This window comes from Streptomyces sp. NPDC055025 (assembly GCF_053608565.1).
In genome coordinates this window covers 92,334-114,353 of sequence record NZ_JBSGVS010000019.1, presented here as the reverse complement: position 1 = coordinate 114,353, position 22,020 = coordinate 92,334, and the positions used below count along the sequence as shown (strand labels likewise).

Genomic DNA, 22,020 nt, shown 5'->3' with positions numbered 1-22,020 from the left:
AGCTGGGGCATCAGGCCGGACTATGTCGCGGGCCACTCGGTCGGTGAACTCGCGGCGGCCCATGTCGCGGGCGTGCTCTCGCTCGCCGACGCCTGCGCCCTGGTCGCGGCCCGCGCGGAACTGATGCAGGCGCTGCCCTCCGGCGGCGCGATGGCCGCGGTCCGGGCGACCGAGGAGGAGGTGGCCCCGTATCTCACCGACCGGGTCTCGCTCGCCGCCGTCAACGGACCCTCCTCCGTGGTGGTTTCGGGCGACGAGGACGCCGTACGGGAGATCACCGCCGCGTTCGGGGCCCAGGGACGCAGGACCAGGCGGCTGCGGGTGAGCCATGCCTTCCACTCGCCGCGGATGGACGGGATGCTCGACGCCTTCCGCGCCGTCGCGGCCGGACTGGCCTACGCGCCCCCCGAGATCCCGCTCGTCTCCAATCTGACCGGCGCTCTCGCCACCGCCGAGCAGCTGTGCTCCCCCGACTACTGGGTCGAGCATGTCCGCGCGGCGGTCCGCTTCGCCGACTGTGTGACGACCCTGCGCGACGCGGGCGTGACCACCTTCCTCGAAGTGGGCCCCGACGGGCCGCTCACCGCCATGGCGCAGGACACCCTCGGTGACACCTGCGACGCCGAACTCGTCCCGCTGCTCCGCGCGGACCGCACGGAACAGCTCGCCGTCACCACCGCGCTGGCCCGGCTCCAGACCCATGGCGCGGCCGTCGACTGGGCCGCCTACTTCGCGGGCAGCGGCGCCCGCCGGGTGGATCTGCCCACCTACGCCTTCCAGCACGAGTTCTACTGGCCGCAGCTCACCGCGGCCCCGGCCGGGACGGCCGCCGACCCCGGGGACCAGCGTCTGTGGGCCGCCGTGGAGCGCGGCGACGCCGATGAACTGGCCGCGGTCCTCGGCCTCGGCGAGGGGGACCACGACTCCCTGGGCTCCCTGCTGCCCGCGCTCACCTCCTGGCGGCGCGGCAACCGGGAGAAGACCCTGCTCGACTCGCTGCGCTACCGCACCCGTTGGGTGACGCTCGGCAGGCCCGCCGCCCCCGTCCTGGACGGCACCTGGCTGCTCGTCACCAGTGACGCGACCGACCCCGCCCTGCTCGACGAGCTGACGGGCGCGCTCGGCGCCCATGGTGCGCGCGTACGTCGACTGGCCCTCGACCCCGGCCGCGCCGACCGGACCGTACTGGCCGAACGGCTGCTGGCCGTCGAGGAGTACGACGGCACGGCGAACATCCTGTCCGTACTCCCGCTGGACGAGCGCCCGAGCGCCGCGTACCCGCCGCTCACCGACGGGCTCGCCCTGACCGTCGCGCTCGTCCAGGCACTCGCCGACACCGGCGCGCGGGGACGGCTGTGGACCGCCACCCGGGGCGCCGTCTCGACCGGCCCCGCCGACCCGCTCACCAGCCCCGCCCAGGCCGCGGCGTGGGGACTCGGCAGGACCGTCGCGCTGGAGCACCCCAGGCTCTGGGGCGGACTGGTCGATCTGCCGGAGACGCTCGACCGGAGCGCCGCGCAGCGCCTCGCCGGAGTGCTCGCCACCAAGGACGCCCCCGACGGCGAGGACCAGGTGGCCCTGCGCTCCTCCGGGGTCCATGGACGCAGGCTCGTCCGCCATCCCGTCGGAGAACTGCCCGCCGCCCGGGAGTTCACCGCCCGGGGCACCGTGCTCATCACCGGCGGCACCGGCGGCCTCGGCGCGGAGGTGGGCCGCTGGCTGGCCCGCGCGGGCGCGGAACGGCTCGTACTGACCAGCCGGCGCGGCCCCGACGCGCCCGGCGCCGCCGCGCTCCGCGCCGAACTGACGGAGCTGGGCGCGCGCGTCGAGATCGTCGCCTGCGACGCCGCCGACCGCGACGCGCTCGCCGCCGTACTGGCCGGCATCCCGGACGGGGAGCTGACCGGAGTGGTGCACACCGCGGGCGTCGGCCAGTACGGACCGCTCGGACAGACCGGGCTCTCCGAATTCGCCGCACTGACCTCGGCGAAGCTCGCGGGAGCGGCCCATCTCGACGCCCTGCTCGGCGAGCGCGCACTCGATCTGTTCGTCCTGTTCGGCTCCATCGCAGGTGTCTGGGGCAGCGGCGGCCAGAGCGCCTACGGCGCCGCCAACGCCTATCTCGACGCCCTCGCCGAACACCGCCGCGCCCGGGGACTGACCGCCACCTCCATCGCCTGGGGCCCCTGGGCCGAGGCGGGCATGGCCGCCGAAGGAACGATCTCCGGCACCCTCGAACGGCAGGGACTCGGCCTGCTGGAGTCCGGACCCGCCCTGACCGAACTGCGGCGCGCGGTCCTCGGCCAGGACACCACCGTCACGGTCGCCGACGTCGACTGGGAGCGCTACGCGCCCGTCTTCACCTCGGCACGCCCCAGCGCCCTGCTCTCCGGCCTGCCCGAGGTACGGGCGCTCACGGGCGCCGCCGAGGGGGCCGGCACCGGCAGGGCCCCGGAGTTCGTCACCCGCGTACGGGCCCTCCCCGAGTCCGGGCAGACCCGGCTTCTCGCGGACCTCGTACGGAGCGAGGCCGCCGCCGTCCTCGGACACGGCTCCGCCGACGGCGTACCGGAGGCACGCGCCTTCCGCGACATCGGCTTCGACTCGCTCACCGCCGTCGAACTGCGCAAGCGTCTGTCCACGGTCACCGGACTCACCCTGCCCAGCACGATGGTCTTCGACTATCCGACCCCGCTGGAGCTCGCGCGGTATCTGCGGGCCGAGGTCCTCGGCGCCGTCCTGGACGCGGCGGGCCCCGTCGCCACCGGCGCGGCCGACGACGAGCCCATCGCCATCATCGGGATGAGCTGCCGCTTCCCCGGCGGAGCCGGCTCCCCCGAACAGCTCTGGGAGCTGGTCACCCAGGGCGTCGACGCGGTGTCCGAGTTCCCCGTCAACCGGGGCTGGGACGCCCAGGGGCTCTACGACCCCGACCCGGACCGGCCGGGCAGGACCTACTCGACACAGGGCGGATTCCTCCACGAGGCCGACGCGTTCGACCCCGCGTTCTTCGGGATCTCCCCGCGCGAGGCCCTGGTGATGGACCCTCAGCAGCGGCTGCTGCTGGAGACCACCTGGGAGACCTTCGAGCGGGCCGGGATCGCCCCCGGCGCCGTACGCGGCAGCCTCACCGGCACCTTCATCGGCTCCAGCTACCAGGAGTACGGACTCGGCGCGGGGGAGGGGACCGAGGGCCATAGGGTCACCGGCAGCAGCCCCAGTGTGCTGTCCGGGCGGCTCTCCTACGTCTTCGGACTGGAGGGCCCCGCGGTCACGGTCGACACGGCGTGCTCGTCCTCCCTCGTCGCCCTGCATCTCGCCTGCCAGTCGCTGCGCAACGGCGAGTCCACGCTCGCGGTCGCCGGCGGTGCCACGGTCATGACGACCCCCGCGCCCTTCGTCGCCTTCAGCAGGCAGCGGGCCCTCGCCCAGGACGGCCGCTGCAAGGCGTTCTCCGACGACGCGGACGGGATGACCCTCGCCGAGGGCGTCGGCATCCTGCTGGTCGAGCGGCTCTCCGACGCCCGCCGCAACGGACATCCGGTACTGGCCGTGATCCGTGGCTCGGCGATCAACCAGGACGGCGCGTCCAACGGGCTCACCGCCCCCAACGGCCCCTCCCAGCAGCGCGTCATCCGGCAGGCCCTCGCCAACGCGCGGCTCGACCCGTCGGACATCGACGCCCTGGAGGCCCATGGCACGGGAACGCCGCTCGGCGACCCGATCGAGGCCCAGGCGCTCCTGGCCACCTACGGCCGTGAACGCGCCCCGGAGCGCGCCCTGCTGCTCGGCTCGGTCAAGTCGAACATCGGACACACCCAGTCCGCGGCGGGGGTGGCCGGTGTGATCAAGATGGTGATGGCGCTCCGTCATGGTGTGCTGCCGCGCACCTTGCACGCGGAGACGCCGTCGTCGCATGTGGACTGGTCGTCCGGTGCGGTCCGGCTTCTGTCGGAGCCGGTGGAGTGGCCGGAGACCGGTCGTCCGCGCCGGTGCGCGGTGTCGTCGTTCGGTATCAGCGGCACCAACGCGCACACCCTGCTGGAGCAGGCCCCGGCCGAGGAGGAGTCGTCGGAGTCCGAGGGGACGGCCGCGCCCGGGGCCATGCCAGGGTCCGTGTCCGGGTCCGTGCCGGGAGCCGGTCCGCTGCTGGTCGCGGACGGTGTGACGCCGTGGGTGATCTCGGCCCGTACCGGCTCCGCGCTGCGTGAGCAGGCGGCCCGGCTGCTGTCGCACCTGGAGACGCACGGCCCCGCGCCGAGGCCGCTCGATGTGGCCCACTCGCTCATCGCGTCCCGTTCCGTCTTCGAGCACCGTGCCGTACTCGTGCCGGGCACGGAGGACGACCCGCCGGCCGCCCTGGGCGCGGTGGCGGCGGACGGACCGTCGTCCGTGGTCGCCCGGGGTGTCGCGGATGTCGAGGGGAGGACGGTGTTCGTCTTTCCGGGGCAGGGGTCTCAGTGGGCCGGGATGGGTGCTCGACTCCTGGACGAGTCGCCGGTGTTCGCCGAGCGGATCACTGAATGCGCCGCGGCTCTGGGTGAGTTCGTGGACTGGTCGTTGGTGGATGTGCTGCGGGGTGTGGAGGGTGCTCCGTCGTTGGAGCGGGTGGATGTGGTGCAGCCCGTCTCGTTCGCGGTGATGGTGTCGCTCGCGGCGGTATGGCGTTCGTACGGTGTGGAGCCCGATGCGGTCGTCGGCCACTCGCAGGGTGAGATCGCGGCTGCTGTGGTGTCCGGGGCGCTCTCGCTCCAGGACGGTGCGCGGGTGGTGGCGTTGCGGAGTCAGGCGATCGGGCGTCGGCTGGCGGGGCGTGGCGGGATGATGTCCGTCCCGTTGCCGGTGGCGGAGGTGGAGTCCAGGCTTGAGGCGTGGCCGGGCCGGGTGTCGGTGGCGGCTGTCAATGGTCCGCGTTCGGTGGTGGTGTCGGGTGAGCCGGGTGCGTTGGACGAGTTGTTCGCGGGGCTGTCGGGTGAGGGGGTGCGGGTCCGTCGTATCGCGGTGGATTACGCGTCTCATTCGGCGCAGGTGGAGGATCTGCGGGAGGAACTCCTCGATGTGCTGGGGCCGGTGCGTCCTCGTGTGTCGGAGGTGCCGTTCTTCTCCACGATGGCGGGTGGGTGGCTGGACACGGGGGAGATGGGGGCGGAGTACTGGTTCCGCAACCTCCGGCAGCGCGTACTCTTCGCCGACGCGATCCGCGATCTGCTGGGCGCCGGCCACCGGAAGTTCGTGGAGGTCAGCTCACACCCCGTACTGACCATGCCGGTACAGGACATGATCGACGAGACCCCGGAACCGGGGGTCGCGGGCGGCACGCTCCGCCGCGACCACGGCGGCCTCGCGCGCTTCGTCCTCTCCGCCGCCGAGCTGTACGTACGCGGGGTGGAGGTCGACTGGAGCGTGCTCTTCGCGGACACCGGCGCCCGGCGTGTGGACCTGCCCACCTACGCCTTCCAGCGTGAACAGCTCTGGGCCGTACCGCCCGTACCGGACCGTACGGCCCCGGCGGACCCCGTGGACGCGGAGTTCTGGGCGGCGGTCGAAGAGGAGGACGTCTCCGCGCTGACCTCGGCCCTGGGCACGGACGAGGACTCGGTCGCCGCCGTGCTGCCCGCGCTGTCGTCCTGGCGCAGGTCGCGCCGGGACCGCTCCACCGTCGACTCCTGGCGCTACCGGGAGTCCTGGACACCGGTCGGCACGGTCCCCCCGGCACCGCTGTCCGGTGTCTGGCTGGTGGTATCGGCCGAGGCCCACGACGACACCGATGTGGTGGAGGCGCTGAGTGGCCAGGGTGCCGAGGTACGGCGGCTCGTACTGGACGAGTCGTACCTGGACCGCGAGGTCCTCGCCGCGCGGCTGGCCGAGTACGGCGGACCGCACGGTACCGGCCGGAGCGGTGAGCCGGGCGGGACCAGCGGGACCGCCGAGTCCGCTGACCTCGGTGAGAGTGCCGGGACCGGTGGGACCGGCGGGGCCGGCGCGGACGAGGAGGCCGCGGCGTTCGCCGGGTTCACGGGGATCGTCTCGACGCTCGCCGCCGCCGAGGCACCGTCGGAACGCCACCCCACTCTGGCACTCGGCCTGGCCCTGACCGTCTCGCTCGTCCAGGCACTGGGCGACTCCGGGGTCGACGCGCCGCTGTGGTTCCTCACCCGGGGCGCGGTCTCCACCGGACGTTCCGACACGCTCGTCTCACCCGTCCAGGCGCAGGTCGCCGGGGTGGGCTGGACGACGGCCCTGGAGCATCCCCAGCGCTGGGGCGGTGTCGTCGATCTGCCCGCGATCCTGGACCAGCGGGCCGCGGGGCGGCTCGCGGCGGCCCTCGCCGGCGCGCTCGGTGAGGAGGACCAGCTCGCCATCCGCTCCTCGGGCGTGTTCACCCGCCGTATCGTGCGCGCCGCGACCGGCGAGCGTGAACCCGCCCGCGACTGGACCCCGCGCGGCACCACACTCGTCACCGGCGGTTCCGGCACGCTCGCCCCGCATCTCGCGCGCTGGCTGGCCGCGCGGGGCGCCGGACACCTCGTGCTGACGAGCCGCCGGGGCATGGACGCCCCCGGCGCGGCCGAACTCGTCGCGGAACTGGCCGCGCTGGGCACGGAGACGACCGTCGCCGCCTGTGATGTGACCGACCGCGAGGCCGTCGCCGCGCTGCTGGCCGCTCTGCGGGCCGAAGGCCGTACGGTACGCACCGTCGTCCACACCGCCGCGCTGATCGAGCTGTACCCGCTGGCCGAGACCGGCCTCGACGCCTTCGCCCGGGTCACGCACGCCAAGGTGGCCGGCGCCCAGGTGCTGGACGAACTCCTCGACGGCGACGAACTGGACGACTTCATCCTCTACTCGTCCACCGCCGGGATGTGGGGCAGCGGCGCGCACGCCGCCTATGTGGCGGGCAACGCCTACCTCGCCGCGCTCGCCGCCCACCGCCGGGCCCGGGGTCTGCCCGCGCTCTCCCTCTCCTGGGGCATCTGGGCCGACGATCTCCAGTCCGGCCGCGTCGACCCGGGGACGATCCGGCGCAGCGGTCTGGAGTTCATGGCCCCGCAGCTCGCGCTCAGCGGGCTGGGGCGCGCCCTGGACGACGAGGAGACCGTCATCGCGGTCGCCGACATCGACTGGGAGACCTACTACCCCGTCTTCACCTCCGGCCGCCCCAGCACCCTCTTCGCCGAGGTGCCCGAGGTACGGAGGATCACCGAGGCCGCCGAGCGCTCCACCGGCACCGTCGCCGAGGGCGAGTTCGTGACCCGGCTGCGCGCGCTCTCCCCGGCCGAGCGGGAGCGGGTGCTGCTGGAGACGGTCCGTACGGAGGCCATGGCCGTGCTGGGCCTCTCGTCCCCCGACGCCCTGCCGGACCAGCGCGCCTTCCGCGATGTCGGTTTCGACTCGCTCACGGCGGTCGGGCTGCGCAACCGTCTCGCGTCCGTCACCGGACTGACGCTCCCCACGACCATGGTCTTCGACCATCCCAGCCCCGCCGCGCTGGCCGGTTTCCTCGGCAGCGAGATGGCGGGCGCCCGTACGGTGGCCGGGGGACCGGTGACGGCCGCGCTCTCCGCCACCGACGACGACCCGATCGCCGTCATCGGCATGAGCTGCCGCTACCCCGGCGGGGTCGGCTCCGCCGAGGAGCTGTGGCGGCTCGTCAGGGAGGGCGGCGACGCCATCTCCGGCTTCCCCGCCGATCGTGGCTGGGACGCCGAGGGGCTCTACGACCCGGACCCCGACCGGCCGGGCAGGACCTACTCCGTCCAGGGCGGATTCCTGCGCGACGTCGCCGACTTCGACCCCGGGTTCTTCGGGATCTCGCCGCGCGAGGCGGTCTCCATGGACCCCCAGCAGCGGCTGCTGCTGGAGACGGCCTGGGAGGCCTTCGAGCACGCCGGGATCGACCCGGTCAGCCGGCGCGGCAGCATGACCGGCACCTTCGTGGGCGCCAGCTACCAGGACTACGCCTCCGCCGTGCCCAACGCCGCCGAGGGCTCCGAGGGCCACGCGATCACCGGCACGCTCTCCAGCGTGCTCTCCGGGCGGGTGTCGTATCTCTTCGGCTTCGAGGGACCGGCCGTCACCCTCGACACCGCCTGCTCGTCCTCGCTCGTCGCGATGCATCTCGCCTGCCAGTCCCTGCGCAACGGCGAGAGCACCCTCGCGCTCGCGGGCGGGGTGAGCATCATGTCCACCCCGCTCTCCTTCGTCGGCTTCAGCCGGCAGCGGGCGCTCGCGGCCGACGGCCGGTGCAAGGCGTACGCCGACTCCGCCGACGGTATGACCCTCGCCGAGGGCGTCGGTCTCGTCCTGCTGGAGCGGCTCTCCGACGCCCGGCGCAACGGGCATCACGTCCTGGCGGTGGTGCGCGGCAGCGCGGTCAACCAGGACGGCGCGTCCAACGGTCTGACCGCCCCCAACGGCCCCTCCCAGCAGCGGGTGATCCGCCAGGCCCTCGCCAACGCCGGACTCCGTCCGGCCGAGGTCGATGTCGTCGAGGGCCATGGCACCGGCACCGCGCTGGGCGACCCCATCGAGGCCCAGGCCCTGCTCACCACCTACGGCCAGGACAGGGACCCGGGGCAGCCGCTGCTCCTCGGCTCGGTCAAGTCCAACATCGGGCACACCCAGATGGCCTCGGGCGCCGCCAGTGTGATCAAGATGGTCATGGCGCTCCAGCAGGGCGTCGTACCGAAGACGCTCCATATCGACACCCCGTCCTCGCACGTCGACTGGTCCTCCGGCGCCATCGGTCTGCTGACCGAGGAGACCGGCTGGCCGGAGACCGGCCGCCCCCGGCGCGGCGCCGTCTCCTCGTTCGGCATCAGCGGCACCAATGTGCACACCATCCTCGAACAGGCGCCCCCGCGGGAGCCGGCCGAGGAGCCCGCCGAGGACCGCGAACCGGCGCCGGGCACCGTGCCGGTGCTGGTCTCCGCGCGGAACGAGACGGCGCTGCGCGCCCAGGCGGGCCGGCTGCTCGCCCTCATGGAGGAGCGGCCCGGAACCCGGCCCGCCGATCTCGCCTTCTCCCTGGCCACCTCGCGCGCGAGCCTGGAGCGCCGCGCCGCCGTCGTGGCACAGGGGCGCGACGAGGTGCTGAACGGTCTGCTGGCCCTGCGTGACGGACTGCCGGGACCGGGCGTGGTGCGGGGCGGCACGGGCCGTGGCCGTACGGCGTTCCTGTTCACCGGGCAGGGCAGCCAGCGCCCCGGCATGGGACGCGAACTGTACGGACGTTTCCCCGTGTTCGCCGACGCGCTCGACGCCGTACTGGCCCATGTGGACGGTGAACTGGACCGGCCGCTGCGCGAGATCCTGTTCGCCGCCGAGGGCTCGGCGCAGGCCGCCCTGCTCGACCGGACCGGGTACGCGCAGCCCGCGCTGTTCGCCGTCGAGGTCGCGCTGTTCCGGCTCGCCGAGTCCTGGGGGATCACCCCCGCCTATCTGGCCGGGCACTCCATCGGCGAACTCGCCGCCGCGCACGCCGCCGGGGTGCTCTCCCTGCCCGACGCGTGCGCCCTGGTGGCCGCGCGCGGCCGGCTGATGCAGGCGCTGCCCGAGGGCGGCGCGATGGTCTCCCTCCAGGCCGCCGAGGACGAGGTCCTGCCTCTGCTGGCGGAAGCCGGGGACCGGGTCTCGGTCGCGGCCGTCAACGGCCCCTCCTCGGTGGTCGTCGCCGGGGCCGAGGACGCCGTACTCGCCATCGCCGCGTCCTTCGCGGCCGACGGACGCAGGACCAGGCGGCTGAAGGTGAGCCATGCCTTCCACTCCCCGCTCATGGACCCGATGCTCGACGACTTCGCGCGGGTCGCGCGCAGTCTCACCTACCACCCGCCCGTCATCCCCCTCGTCTCCCATGTGACCGGGGCGCTCGCCACCGACGAGCAGGTGTGCTCCCCCGAGTACTGGGTCCGCCATGTCAGGGACACCGTCCGCTTCGCCGACGGGATCGGCTGGCTCTCGGCCCAGGGCGGTGTACGGACCTTCCTCGAACTCGGCCCCGACGGCGTGCTCTGCGGCATGGCGCGGGAGAGCCTCACCGAGGAGTCCGCCGGGACGCCCCCCGCCGTCCTGCTGCCGCTCCTGCGCGGCGACCGCCCGGAGGTGAGGGCGCTCGTCACCGCGCTGGCGGGCGCACAGGCGAACGGTGTGGACATCGACTGGCGCGCGTACTTCGCGGACAGCGGAGCACGCCGGATCGCCCTGCCCAGCTACGCCTTCCAGCGTGAACGCTACTGGCCCGAGGCACCGGCGGACGCGGCCCCGGCGGGGCCGGGCGCCGGCAGCGCCGTGGACGCCGAGTTCTGGTCGGCCGTCGAGCGCGACGACGTGACGGCGCTCGCGGCCTCGCTCGGCCTGGACGACGGCACCGTCACCGCGATGGTCCCCGCCCTCAGCGCGTGGCGCCGCCGCCGGGGCGAGCAGTCCGCCGTGGACGCCTGGCGGTACAAGGTCGTCTGGAAACCGCGGACCGGCTCCACCGCGCCGGCCGCGCTCCCCGGACGCTGGCTCGTGCTGGCACCCGCCCGTACGGAGGACGCGGCCTGGTCCGCGGAGGTCGTCGCCGCCCTCGGCACGGAGACCGTCCTCGTCGAGGTCACCGGGACCGACCGGGCGGCACTCGCCGAGCGGCTGACCGGACCGCGCGTCGGGGAAGGCGGGTTCGCCGGGGTCCTGTCCCTGCTCGCTCTCGTGGGCCGTGACGGCGCGGCCCGCCCCGAGGTGCCCGCCGCCCTCCCCCTGACGACCGTCGCCGTCCAGGCGCTCGGCGACGCCGGGATCGACGCGCCGCTGTGGAGCGTCACCCGGGGCGCCGTGTCCATCGGCCGCTCGGAGCATGTGATCAGCCCCGACCAGGCCGCCGTCTGGGGACTCGGCCGTGCCGTCGCCCTCGAACAGCCCGGCCGCTGGGGCGGCTGCGTCGATCTGCCCGAGCGGCTCGACACCCATGCCGCCCGCCGGTTCAGGAGCGTCCTGGCGGGCGTGGACGGCGAGGGCGAGAGCGCCGTACGCGCCTCCGGCGTCTTCGTACGGCGCCTCGCCCACAGCCCCACGGGGACGGTGGAAGCGTCCGGCGGGACCGGAGGGATTGGAGCGTCGCCCGGCGCGTCCGGAGGGATTGGAGCGTCCGGAGCGGCGGGCGGGCGGCGCCCGTTCGACCCGGCGGGCACCGTTCTGATCACCGGCGGCACCGGCGCCCTCGGCGGACATGTGGCCCGCGGGCTCGCCCGCGAGGGAGCCCGTCATCTGCTGCTCGCCGGACGGCGCGGCGAGGACGCGCCGGGCGCCGCCGGACTCCGCGCCGAACTGGAGGAACTGGGCGCCCGCGTCACCATCGCCGCCTGCGATGTCGCCGACCGCGACGCGCTGGCCGCCCTGCTCGCCGCCGTACCCGAGGACGCCCCGCTCACCGCGGTGATCCATACGGCCGGGGTGGTCGAGGACACCACCGTGGACGCGCTGACCCCGGACGGCTTCAGCGCCGTCCTGCGCTCCAAGGTGGTCCCGGCCCACCATCTCCATGAGCTGACCGCCGAGCTGGATCTCTCCGCGTTCGTGCTCTTCTCCTCGACGGCCGGTGTCATCGGCGCGGCGGGCCAGGGCAACTACGCCGCCGCCAACGCCTATCTGGACGCGCTCGCCGAGTACCGGCGGGCCCATGGCCTGACCGCGCTCTCCGTCGCCTGGGGCCCCTGGGCCGGATCCGGCATGGCCGCCGACGCCACCGGGGTCGAGAACCGGGTACGGCGCGGCGGATTCGAGCCGCTCGCGCCGGAACCGGCCGTACGCGCCCTGCTCCGCGCGGTCGAGCACGACGACACCGCCCTCGCGATCGCCGACATCGACTGGGACCGCTTCCTCCCCGCGTTCGCCGCGAGCCGCCCCCTGCCGCTCGTCGCGGACCTGCCCGAGGTACGGCGGTCCGCCGCGCCCGCCGCCGGCGGTGCCGGGGAGTCCGGACTGCGGCAGCGGCTCGCCGCACTGCCCGAGGCCGAACGCGCCGGACACGTACTCGACCTGCTGCGCGCCCAGGTGGCCGCCGTGCTCGGTCACTCCGACGCGCGGAACATCGAGGACGACCGCGCCTTCCGCGATCTCGGTTTCGACTCGCTGACCACGCTCGAACTCCGCAACGGACTCGCCGCCCTGACCGGGCTGAGCCTGCCCGCCTCGCTCGTCTACGACCTGCCGACCCCGCGCGAGCTGGCGGACTTCCTGCTGGCCGAACTGCTCGGCACGCTGCCCGAGACGGCGGCGCCCGTCGCGGCGGACCGGCCCCCGGCCGACGACCCGATCGCCGTCGTCGGCATGAGCTGCCGCTTCCCCGGCGGGGCCGACTCGCCAGAGGAGCTTTGGCGGCTGCTCGACGAGGGCGGGGACGGCATCACCGCCTTCCCCGCCGACCGCGGCTGGGACCTCGGGGCGCTCGGCGCGGGCGCCTCGGACACCCTCCAGGGCGGATTCCTCACCGGTGTCGCCGACTTCGACGCCCGCTTCTTCGGGATCTCACCCCGTGAGGCACTGGCCATGGACCCGCAGCAGCGGCTGCTGCTGGAGACCACCTGGGAGGCGCTGGAGCGGGCCGGGATCGACCCGTCGGGACTGCGCGGCTCCACCACCGGCGTCTTCGTCGGCACCAACGGCCAGGACTACGCCGACGTACTGCGACGCTCCGCCTCCGACGTACGGGGGTACGCGGCCACCGGCAACACCGCGAGCGTCATGTCCGGCCGGCTCTCCTACGCGCTCGGTCTGGAGGGCCCGGCCGTCACCGTCGACACGGCCTGCTCGTCCTCACTGGTGGCCCTGCACTGGGCCGGCAAGGCACTGAGCGCGGGGGAGTGCTCGCTGGTGATCGCGGGCGGGGTCTCCGTGATGTCCGGTCCCGACTCCTTCGTCGAGTTCTCCGCCCAGGGCGGTCTCGCCCCCGACGGCCGGTGCAAGGCGTTCTCCGACGGCGCCGACGGCACCGCGTGGTCCGAGGGCGTCGGCATCCTGGTGCTGGAGCGGCTCTCCGACGCCGTACGCAACGGCCACGAGGTCCGGGGCATCATCCGCGCCACCGCCGTCAACCAGGACGGCGCGTCCAACGGGCTCACCGCGCCCAACGGACCCGCGCAGCAGCGGGTGATCCGCCAGGCGCTCGCGGACGCGGGACTGACACCCGACGCCGTGGACGCCGTGGAGGCGCACGGCACCGGCACCACACTGGGCGACCCGATCGAGGCCCAGGCCCTGCTGGGCGCCTACGGCCGGGACCGGGAGCGCCCGCTGCTGCTCGGCACGGTCAAGTCGAACATCGGTCATACCCAGGCGGCGGCCGGGGTCGCGGGCGTCATCAAGATGCTGCTGGCCATGCGGCACGGCACCCTGCCGAAGACCCTGCACATCGACACCCCCTCGGCGCATGTCGACTGGTCCTCCGGCGCGGTGTCACTGCTGCGCGAGGCGGTCGCCTGGCCCGAGACCGGCCGTCCGCGCCGGGCCGGGGTCTCGGCCTTCGGTGTGAGCGGGACGAACGCGCATGTGATCGTGGAACAGGCACCGGCCGTCGAGGCGGCGCCCCCGGCCGCCGCTCCCGCCGTCGTACCGGGCACCCTTCCCGCGGCCGTGCCGTGGATCGTGTCCGGCAGGACCCGTGAGGCGCTCCAGGCGCAGATCGGCCGGCTCACCGCCTTCGCCGCAGGCACCGGGCTCTCCCCGGTGGACATCGGGCACTCCCTCGCCACGGACCGCACGGTCTTCCCGCACCGCGCGGTACTGCTCGCGGGACCCGACGGCGTACGGGAGATCGCCCGCGGAGCGGCCGGCCGCGCCCCCGGCGGGACCGCGTTCCTCTTCTCCGGCCAGGGCAGCCAGCGCGGCGCGATGGGCCGGGAGCTGTACGGGCGGTTCCCCGACTTCGCCGAGGCGCTGGACGCGGTGCTCGCCCATCTCGACACCGAGCTGGAATTCCCGCTGCGCGAGGTGCTGTTCGCCGAGCCCGGCACCTTCGAGTCGGAGCTGCTGGACGAGACCGGCTGGACCCAGCCCGCGCTGTTCGCCGTCGAGGTGGCGCTCTTCCGGCTGACCGAATCATGGGGCCTGACCCCGGACTTCGTGGCCGGGCACTCCATCGGTGAGATCGCCGCGGCCCATGTGGCGGGCGTGTTCACCCTGGAGGACGCCTGCCGGCTGGTGGCGGCGCGGGCCTCGCTGATGCAGGCGCTCCCGCAGACCGGCGCGATGGTCGCGCTCCAGGCCACCGAGGACGAGATCATCCCGCTGCTGGGCGAGCATGTCTCGGTCGCGGCGGTCAACGGCCCCGACGCGCTGGTCGTCGCGGGCGCCGAGGACGCCGTCCTGGAGATCGCCGGACTCCTCGCGGCCGAGGGGCGCAGGACCAAGCGGCTGAGGGTCTCGCACGCCTTCCACTCGCCGCTGATGGACCCGATGCTCGCGGACTTCGCCCGGGTCGCCGAATCCCTCGCGTACCACGAGCCCCGGATCCCGGTGGTGTCGAATCTGAGCGGCGCCCTGGCCACGGCCGAGGAGCTCCGCTCGGCCGACTACTGGGTACGGCATGTCCGCGGGACCGTGCGCTTCGCCGACGGGGTACGGACCCTGCGTGACGCCGGGGTCCTCGCCTTCGTGGAGCTCGGGCCGGACGGGGTGCTCTCCGCGATGGCCCAGCGGAGCCTGGACGGAGCCGCCGGGCCCGCCCCGGTGGTGGTGCCGCTGCTCCGCGCGGCCCTGGGCGAGGAGACGGCCGTGGTCGCGGCGCTCGCCACCCTGCACACCCGGGGGGTCGGCCCGCGGTGGGCCGCGTTCTTCGAGGGCACCGGCGCGCGCCGGGTGGAGCTGCCGACCTACGCGTTCCAGCGCGAGCGGTACTGGCCCGAGGCCGCCGCACCGGCCGTGCCCGGAGCGCCGGGCGGCGCGGCGGGCGGGACGGCGGGCGGGGCGCAGGACCCGGTGGACGCGGAGTTCTGGTCGGCGGTGGAGCGGGAGGACCTGGAGTCGCTCGCCGCCTCGCTGGACCTGGACGGCGAGACCGTGACCACGATGCTGCCCGCGCTCTCCGCGTGGCGCCGGCGCAGGGACGAGCGGTCCGCCGGGGCCGGGTGGCGCTACCGCGAGGCCTGGACGGAACTGCCCGTGACCGCCGGGGCCGTTGGGGCCGCCGTGACGGCCGGGTCTGCTGTGACCATCGGGGCCGCCAGGACTGCTGTGATCGCTGGGTCTGCCGGGGCCGCGTCCGCGGACGCCTGGCTGGTGATCGTGCCCGTCGGCGCCGAGGACACGTGGACGGCCGCCGCCGTCGAGGCGCTGGGCGCGGACACCGTACGGGTGGAGGCCGACATCTCCACCGACGGCACCGCAGTCGGCCCCACCGACGGCACCGCGCCTGCGGCCGGGCTGATGGCGGGGCTGACGGCGGCACGCGGCGAAGGAAGCCGGTTCGCCGGGGTCGTCTCGCTGCTCGCCACGGGAGCCGAGGACCTGCCGGCCGGTCCCGCCAGGCCCGCCGCGCTGCTGGCGGCGCTGGAAGGCGCGGGTATCGACGCACCGCTGTGGTGTGTCACCCGTGGCGCCGTCTCCGTGGCCCCGTCCGAGCCGCCGCCGAGCGCCGGACAGGCCACCGTCTGGGGCGAGGGCAGGGTCGCCGCGCTGGAACACCCCGACCGCTGGGGCGGGTTGATCGATCTGCCGGAGTCGCCGGACGAGCGGGCGCGCGCCGCCTTCGTGACCGCCCTGACCGCACCGGACGGCGAGGACCAGATCGCGGTCCGCGCCACCGGAACCTTCGGCCGGCGCCTGGTCCGCGCCGTACCGACAGGACCCGGGGGACCTGTGGGCCCCGCGGGAGCCGAGGGAGCCGCGGGCCGCTCGTGGCGGCCCGGCGGCACGGTGCTCGTCGTCGGCGGTACGGGTCCCATGGGCGGCCGGGCCGCCCGCTGGCTGGCCCGTGAGGGTGCCCGTCATCTGCTGCTGACCGGGCGCCGTCCGTCCGACCTCGCCGCTGCCGAGGCACTCGAAGCCGAGCTGAGGAAGCTCGGCGCCACGGTCACCTTCGCCGTCTGCGACCCGTCCGACCCGGCCGCGCTGACCGCGCTGCTGGCCACCGTCCCCGAGGACACACCGCTCACCGCAGTCGTCCACGCGGAGGCGCTGACCGGCGCCGCGCGGACCGAAGCCACGGACACCGGCGGCACGTACATGGACGGCACGGACACGGGAGGCACGGACGCCGGTGTCTCGGACATCGGTGCCTCGGACACCGGCGGTGCGTTCATCGGCGCCACCGACACCGGACCTGGCGCGCTCTCCTCGGCACTGGCCGGAGTCCGCCATCTCGACACGGTCCTGGGCGACCGGCCGCTGGACGCCTTCGTCCTGTTCGGTTCGATCGCCGGGGTCTGGGGCGTACGCGGCCAGGAGACCGAAGCCGCGTACGGCGCCTGGCTGGACGCCTTCGCCCGGCAGCGCCGCGCCCGGGGAGCCACCGCCCTGTCGGTCGCCTGGGGCGCCTGGACGGAGTCCGTGGACCCCGCCATGGCCGCGCATCTGCGGCTGAACGGACTGCCCGTCATGGACGCCGACGCGGCGCTCACCGCGCTCGGCCGGGCCGTCGCCGACGGCGAGAGCGCCGTCACCGTGGCCGATGTCCGCTGGGAGACCTTCGCACCCGCCTTCACCGGGGCGCGCCGGGGCGCCCTGTTCTCCGAACTGCCCGAGGCCCGCGCCGCCGTGGAGGCGGCAGGACCCGGCCGGGAGGAGGAGCGGTCCGCGGCGGACACCTACCGTCAGTGGCTGCTCGCCCTGCCCGAGTCGGAACGGGCCGACGCGCTCCTCGCCCTGGTCACCGAGAAGGCCGCCCTGGTCCTCGGCCACGCGGACGCCGGAGCCGTCGAGTCCGATCTGCCCTTCCGTGACCTCGGCTTCGACTCGCTGACCGCCGTCGACCTGCGTAACCAGCTCAGGGACGCGACCGGGCTGGCCCTGCCCGCGACCCTCGTCTTCGACCATCCGACCCCCGCCGAACTCGCCGCGCGACTGCGGACCCTGCTGCTCGGCGAGGCGCCCGGCGCGGAGACGCAAGCCGCGCCTCCCGCGCTCTCCCCGGCCCACACGGCCGACGATCCCGTTGTGATCATCGGTATGGCCTGCCGCTATCCGGGCGGTGTCACATCACCCGAGGACCTGTGGCGGCTCGTCACCGAAGGGACCGACGCCGTCGGCGCGTTCCCCACCGACCGGGGCTGGGACCTCGACACCCTGCTCGGCGGCCCTCCGGAGGGCGGACGCGGACGCAGCGCCACGGGTCACGGCGGCTTCCTCCACGGCGCGGCCGACTTCGACCCGGGACTGTTCGGCATCTCGCCGCGCGAGGCCATCGTGATGGATCCGCAGCAGCGCGTCGTGCTCGAAGCCGCCTGGGAGGCACTGGAGCGGGCGGGCATCGACGCGACGACCCTGCGGGGCAGCACCACCGGTGTCTACGTCGGCGGCGGCAGCGGCGACTACCGGCCGCCCGCCGAGGCGGGCCAGTGGGAGACCGCGCAGTCGGCGAGCCTGCTGTCCGGCCGGCTGGCGTACTCCTTCGGCCTCCAGGGCCCCACGGTCTCCGTGGACACCGCGTGCTCCTCGTCGCTGGTCGCCCTGCATCTCGCCGCCCAGGCCATCCGGTCCGGCGAGTGCTCCATCGCCCTGGCCGGCGGTGTCACCGTGATGGCCACCCCGGCGGGCTTCGTCGAGTTCAGCGCCCAGGGCGCGCTCTCGCCCGACGGGCGGTGCAAGGCGTTCTCCGACGCGGCGGACGGCACCGGCTGGTCCGAGGGCGTGGGCATGCTCGTCGTCGAGCGGCTCTCCGAAGCGCGCCGCAACGGCCATCGCGTACTGGCGGTCCTGCGGGGCTCGTCCATCAACCAGGACGGCGCGTCCAACGGACTGACCGCGCCGAGCGGTCCCGCGCAGCAGCGGGTGATCCGGCAGGCGCTCGCCAACTCCGGTCTCTCGCCCGCCGAGGTGGACGCGGTGGAGGCCCATGGCACCGGCACCAAGCTCGGTGACCCGATCGAGGCACAGGCGCTGCTGGCCACCTACGGCCAGGACCGCGACCCCGGGCGGCCGCTGCTGCTCGGCTCGCTCAAGTCCAACATCGGGCACACCCAGGCCGCCTCGGGGGTCGCGGGTGTGATCAAGATGGTGCTGGCGATGCGCCACGGCACCCTGCCGAAGTCGCTCTACGCGGAGAATCCGACGTCCCACGTGGACTGGACGGCGGGCGCGGCCCGGCTGCTGACCGAGCGGACGCCCTGGCCGGACTCGGGCCGGCCGCGCCGCGCCGGGGTCTCCTCCTTCGGTGCCAGCGGTACGAACGCGCATCTCATCCTGGAGCAGGCACCGCTCATCGAGGCCGAGGCCGAGACCATGATGGGGACCGGGACCGGGACCGATCCCGGCTCCGCAGTGGCAGCTCCGCCGCCCGTACGTGACGCGGGGACGCTGCCCGTCCTGCTCTCCGGCCGGACCGGGAACGCGCTGCGTGACCAGGCGCGCAGGCTGCTGGCGCAGGTGACGGCCCATCCTGAAGTCCCTCTGACCGATCTCGCCTTCTCGCTCGCGACGACCCGCTCGGTCTTCGAGCACCGGGCCGCCCTGACGGTCACCGGACACGGGGGTCTGCTCGACGGCCTCACCGCGCTGGCCGAGGGGAACACGCACCCGGAACTGGTCGAGCACACGGTGGAGAAGGCGGGCAAGCGCGCCTTCCTCTTCTCCGGCCAGGGCTCGCAGCGGCTCGGGATGGGGCGTGAGCTGTACGAGCGGTTCCCGGCCTTCGCCGAGGCGCTCGACACCGTACTGGCCCTGCTGGACGCAGAGTTGAACGGACAGCGGGCGGGCCGGCCGGACGGCGGGGCGGACGGCGGGCCGGGCCGCCCGCTGCGTGAGGTGATCTGGGGCACGGACGCCGCGGCGCTGGACGACACCGGCTCCGCCCAGCCCGCGCTGTTCGCCGTCGAGGTGGCGCTGTTCCGGCTGGTCGAGTCCTGGGGCCTGACCCCGGACCTGGTGGCCGGTCACTCCATCGGTGAGATCGCCGCCGCCCATGTGGCGGGTGTGTTCTCACTGGAGGACGCGGTCAGGCTCGTCGCGGCCCGCGCGGGGCTGATGCGGGCGCTGCCGGCCGGCGGCGCGATGTTCGCCGTACAGGCCACCGAGGACGAGATCACCCCGCTGCTCCGTGACCGGGTCTCGATCGCCGCCGTCAACGGCCCGGCGTCCGTGGTGATCTCGGGCGAGGAGGCCGCGGCGCTGGAGGTGGCGGCCGAGCTGGAGAAGCGCGGCCGCAAGACCGGTCGGCTGCGGGTCTCGCACGCGTTCCACTCACCGCTGATGGACCCGATGCTGGACGGCTTCCGCGCCGTCGCGGAACGACTGGCCTTCCAGCCGCCCCGTATCCCGGTGGTGTCCAATCTGACCGGCGCCCCGGCCACGGCCGGGGAGCTGTGCTCGGCGGAGTACTGGGTACGGCATGTCCGGGAGGCCGTACGGTTCGCCGACGGTGTCAAGGCGATGGCGCAGCGCGGGGTGACCGCCTTCCTGGAACTGGGCCCGGACGGGGTGCTCTCCGCCCTGGCCCAGGAGTCGGCCCCGCCCGCCGCCGTCGCCGTACCGCTGCTGCGCAAGGGCAGGGACGAGGAGACCACCCTGGTCACCGCGCTCGCCCGGCTGCATGTCCATGGGGCCGGCCCGGCCTGGTCGGCGTTCTTCGCGGACACCGGGGCCCGGTGGGTGGATCTGCCGACGTACGCCTTCCAGCACGGCCGGTTCTGGCCCGACGCCCCGGCCGTCACCGCCGCCGGGACACCGGACGCGGACACCACGGACCGCGCGTTCTGGGACGCGGTGGAGCGGGAGGACTTCGCCTCGCTGGAATCCGTCCTGGACATCGAGGAGGACGCCCTGTCCAAGGTGCTTCCCGCGCTGCTGGACTGGCGCAGGCAGCGCGACGACGAGTCGCTCGTGGAGGGCTGGCGGCACCGTGTCGTCTGGCGGCCCACGGGAGGTTCCTCCCTCGCCCACCGGAAGCCGCTGACGGGTACCTGGCTCGCCGTGGTGCCCGGGGAACTGGCCGAGGACCCCTGGGTGTCCGCCGTGCTCGACGCCCTCGGCACCTCGGTCGTACGGCTCCCGGTCGGAGCACCCGACCGGGCCGCGCTCGCCGCGGAACTGAGGGCCCGCGCCGCCGGTCGGGCCGACGACGGCGGTGACAGCGGCGGTGACGGCAGCGGCAGCGACGGTGGCGCTCCCTTCGCCGGAGTCGTCTCACTCCTGGCGCTGCGGGACTCCCTGGCGGACGGTGTGCCCGAGGGAGCCGCCCTCACCGCCGTACTGCTCCAGGCGCTGGGCGACGCCGGGATCGGCGCACCGCTCTGGTGCCTCACCCGGAGCGCGGTCTCCGTACGCCGTACGGACGAGCCGCGCCATCCGCTCCAGGCGGCCGTCTGGGGCCTGGGCCGGGTCGCCGCGCTGGAGTACCCGGAGCGCTGGGGCGGGCTGATCGATCTGCCGGAGACACCGGACGAGCGGACGGGCGCCGGGCTCACCGCCGTGCTCGCCGGGCTCGACGGGGAGGACCAGGTCGCCCTGCGGGACTCGGCGGTCCTCGCCCGGCGCCTGGTACGGGCACCCGGCAAGCACCCGGCCCGTGCCTGGGACCCGGACGGCACCGTGCTGATCACCGGCGGCACCGGTGCCCTCGGCGCCCATGTCGCCCGCAGGCTCGCCCGCGACGGTGTCCAGCACCTCGTACTGCTCAGCCGGCGCGGCCCCGGGGCGCCCGGCGCGGACGCGCTGCGGGCCGAACTCGAAGCGCTCGGCGCCCGGGTCACCCTCACCGCGTGCGACGCCGCCGACCGGGACCAACTGACCGCCGTACTCGCGGACATCCCCGCCGGGCATCCGCTGACCGGTGTGGTGCACACGGCGGGGGTCCTCGACGACGGCGTACTCGACCGGCTCACCCCCGAGCGGTTCGCACCGGTGTTCCGCGCCAAGGTGACCTCGGCCCTGCTGCTCGACGAGCTGACCCGCGATCTGGACCTCACCGCGTTCGTGCTCTTCTCCTCCGCCTCCGCCGCCGTGGGCAATCTCGGCCAGGCCAACTACGCGGCGGCCAACGCCGTCCTCGACGCACTCGCCGAGCGACGGCGGGCACGGGATCTCCCCGCCACCTCGATCGCCTGGGGCGCCTGGGGCGGCGGCGGAATGGCGGAGGGCGCCGGGGCCGACGAGGCCGCCAGGCGCGCCGGGATCGGCGCCATGGACCCGGAACCGGCCTGCGAGGCGCTTCTGCGTCTGGTCATGGAGGCCGAACCGACCGCGGTCGTCGCCGAAGTCGCCCTGGAACGCTTCGTGGCCGCCTTCGGCGCGAGCCGGCCGAGCGCCCTGCTGCGTGAACTCCCCGGCTACCGGGAGATGGTGGCCGCGACGGCCGCCGCCCCCGGGAGCGCCACCGCAGAAGGCGGCCTGCGGGAACGGCTGGCGGGCCTGAACGCGAACCGCCGTCTCGAAGCGGTCGTGGAACTGGTCCGTACTCGCGCCGCCCAGGTACTGGGCTACCCGGACACGGACGCCGTCGGTCCCGAGCGGTCCTTCCGCGATCTGGGCGTGGACTCGCTGGGAGCGGTGGAGCTGCGCAACCAGCTCAACGCGGCCACCGGTCTGCGTCTGTCCGCGACGCTCGTCTTCGACCATCCCACCCCCACGGCCCTCGGTGAGCATGTGCTGCGCCGGCTCGTACCCGACGAGGGCCCCGACAGCGAGACGGACACCGAGGAGACGGAGATCCGGGCCCTGCTGGCGTCCGTACCCCTCGCCCGGCTGCGCGACATCGGCGTACTGGAGCCGCTGCTCCAACTCGCCGGACGGGGCGGCACCGCCCCGGCGGAGAACGAGGAATCCGGCGAGGCCATCGACTCGATGGCCGTGGCAGACCTGGTGCGGGCCGCGCTCGACGGCCAGTCCGACCTGTAG

General features: G+C 74.6%; 1 protein-coding gene (cut by a window edge). It reads left to right on the top strand.

Annotated elements, in window-relative coordinates; translation table 11 throughout:
- Window positions 1–22,020 carry the 3' portion of a type I polyketide synthase gene (locus tag ACWGDX_RS14460; protein ID WP_453625493.1) on the top strand. 7,332 nt of this gene lie to the left of the window's left edge, so only the last 22,020 of its 29,352 coding nucleotides appear in the window; its start codon lies beyond the left edge, outside the window; the stop codon is at window positions 22,018–22,020.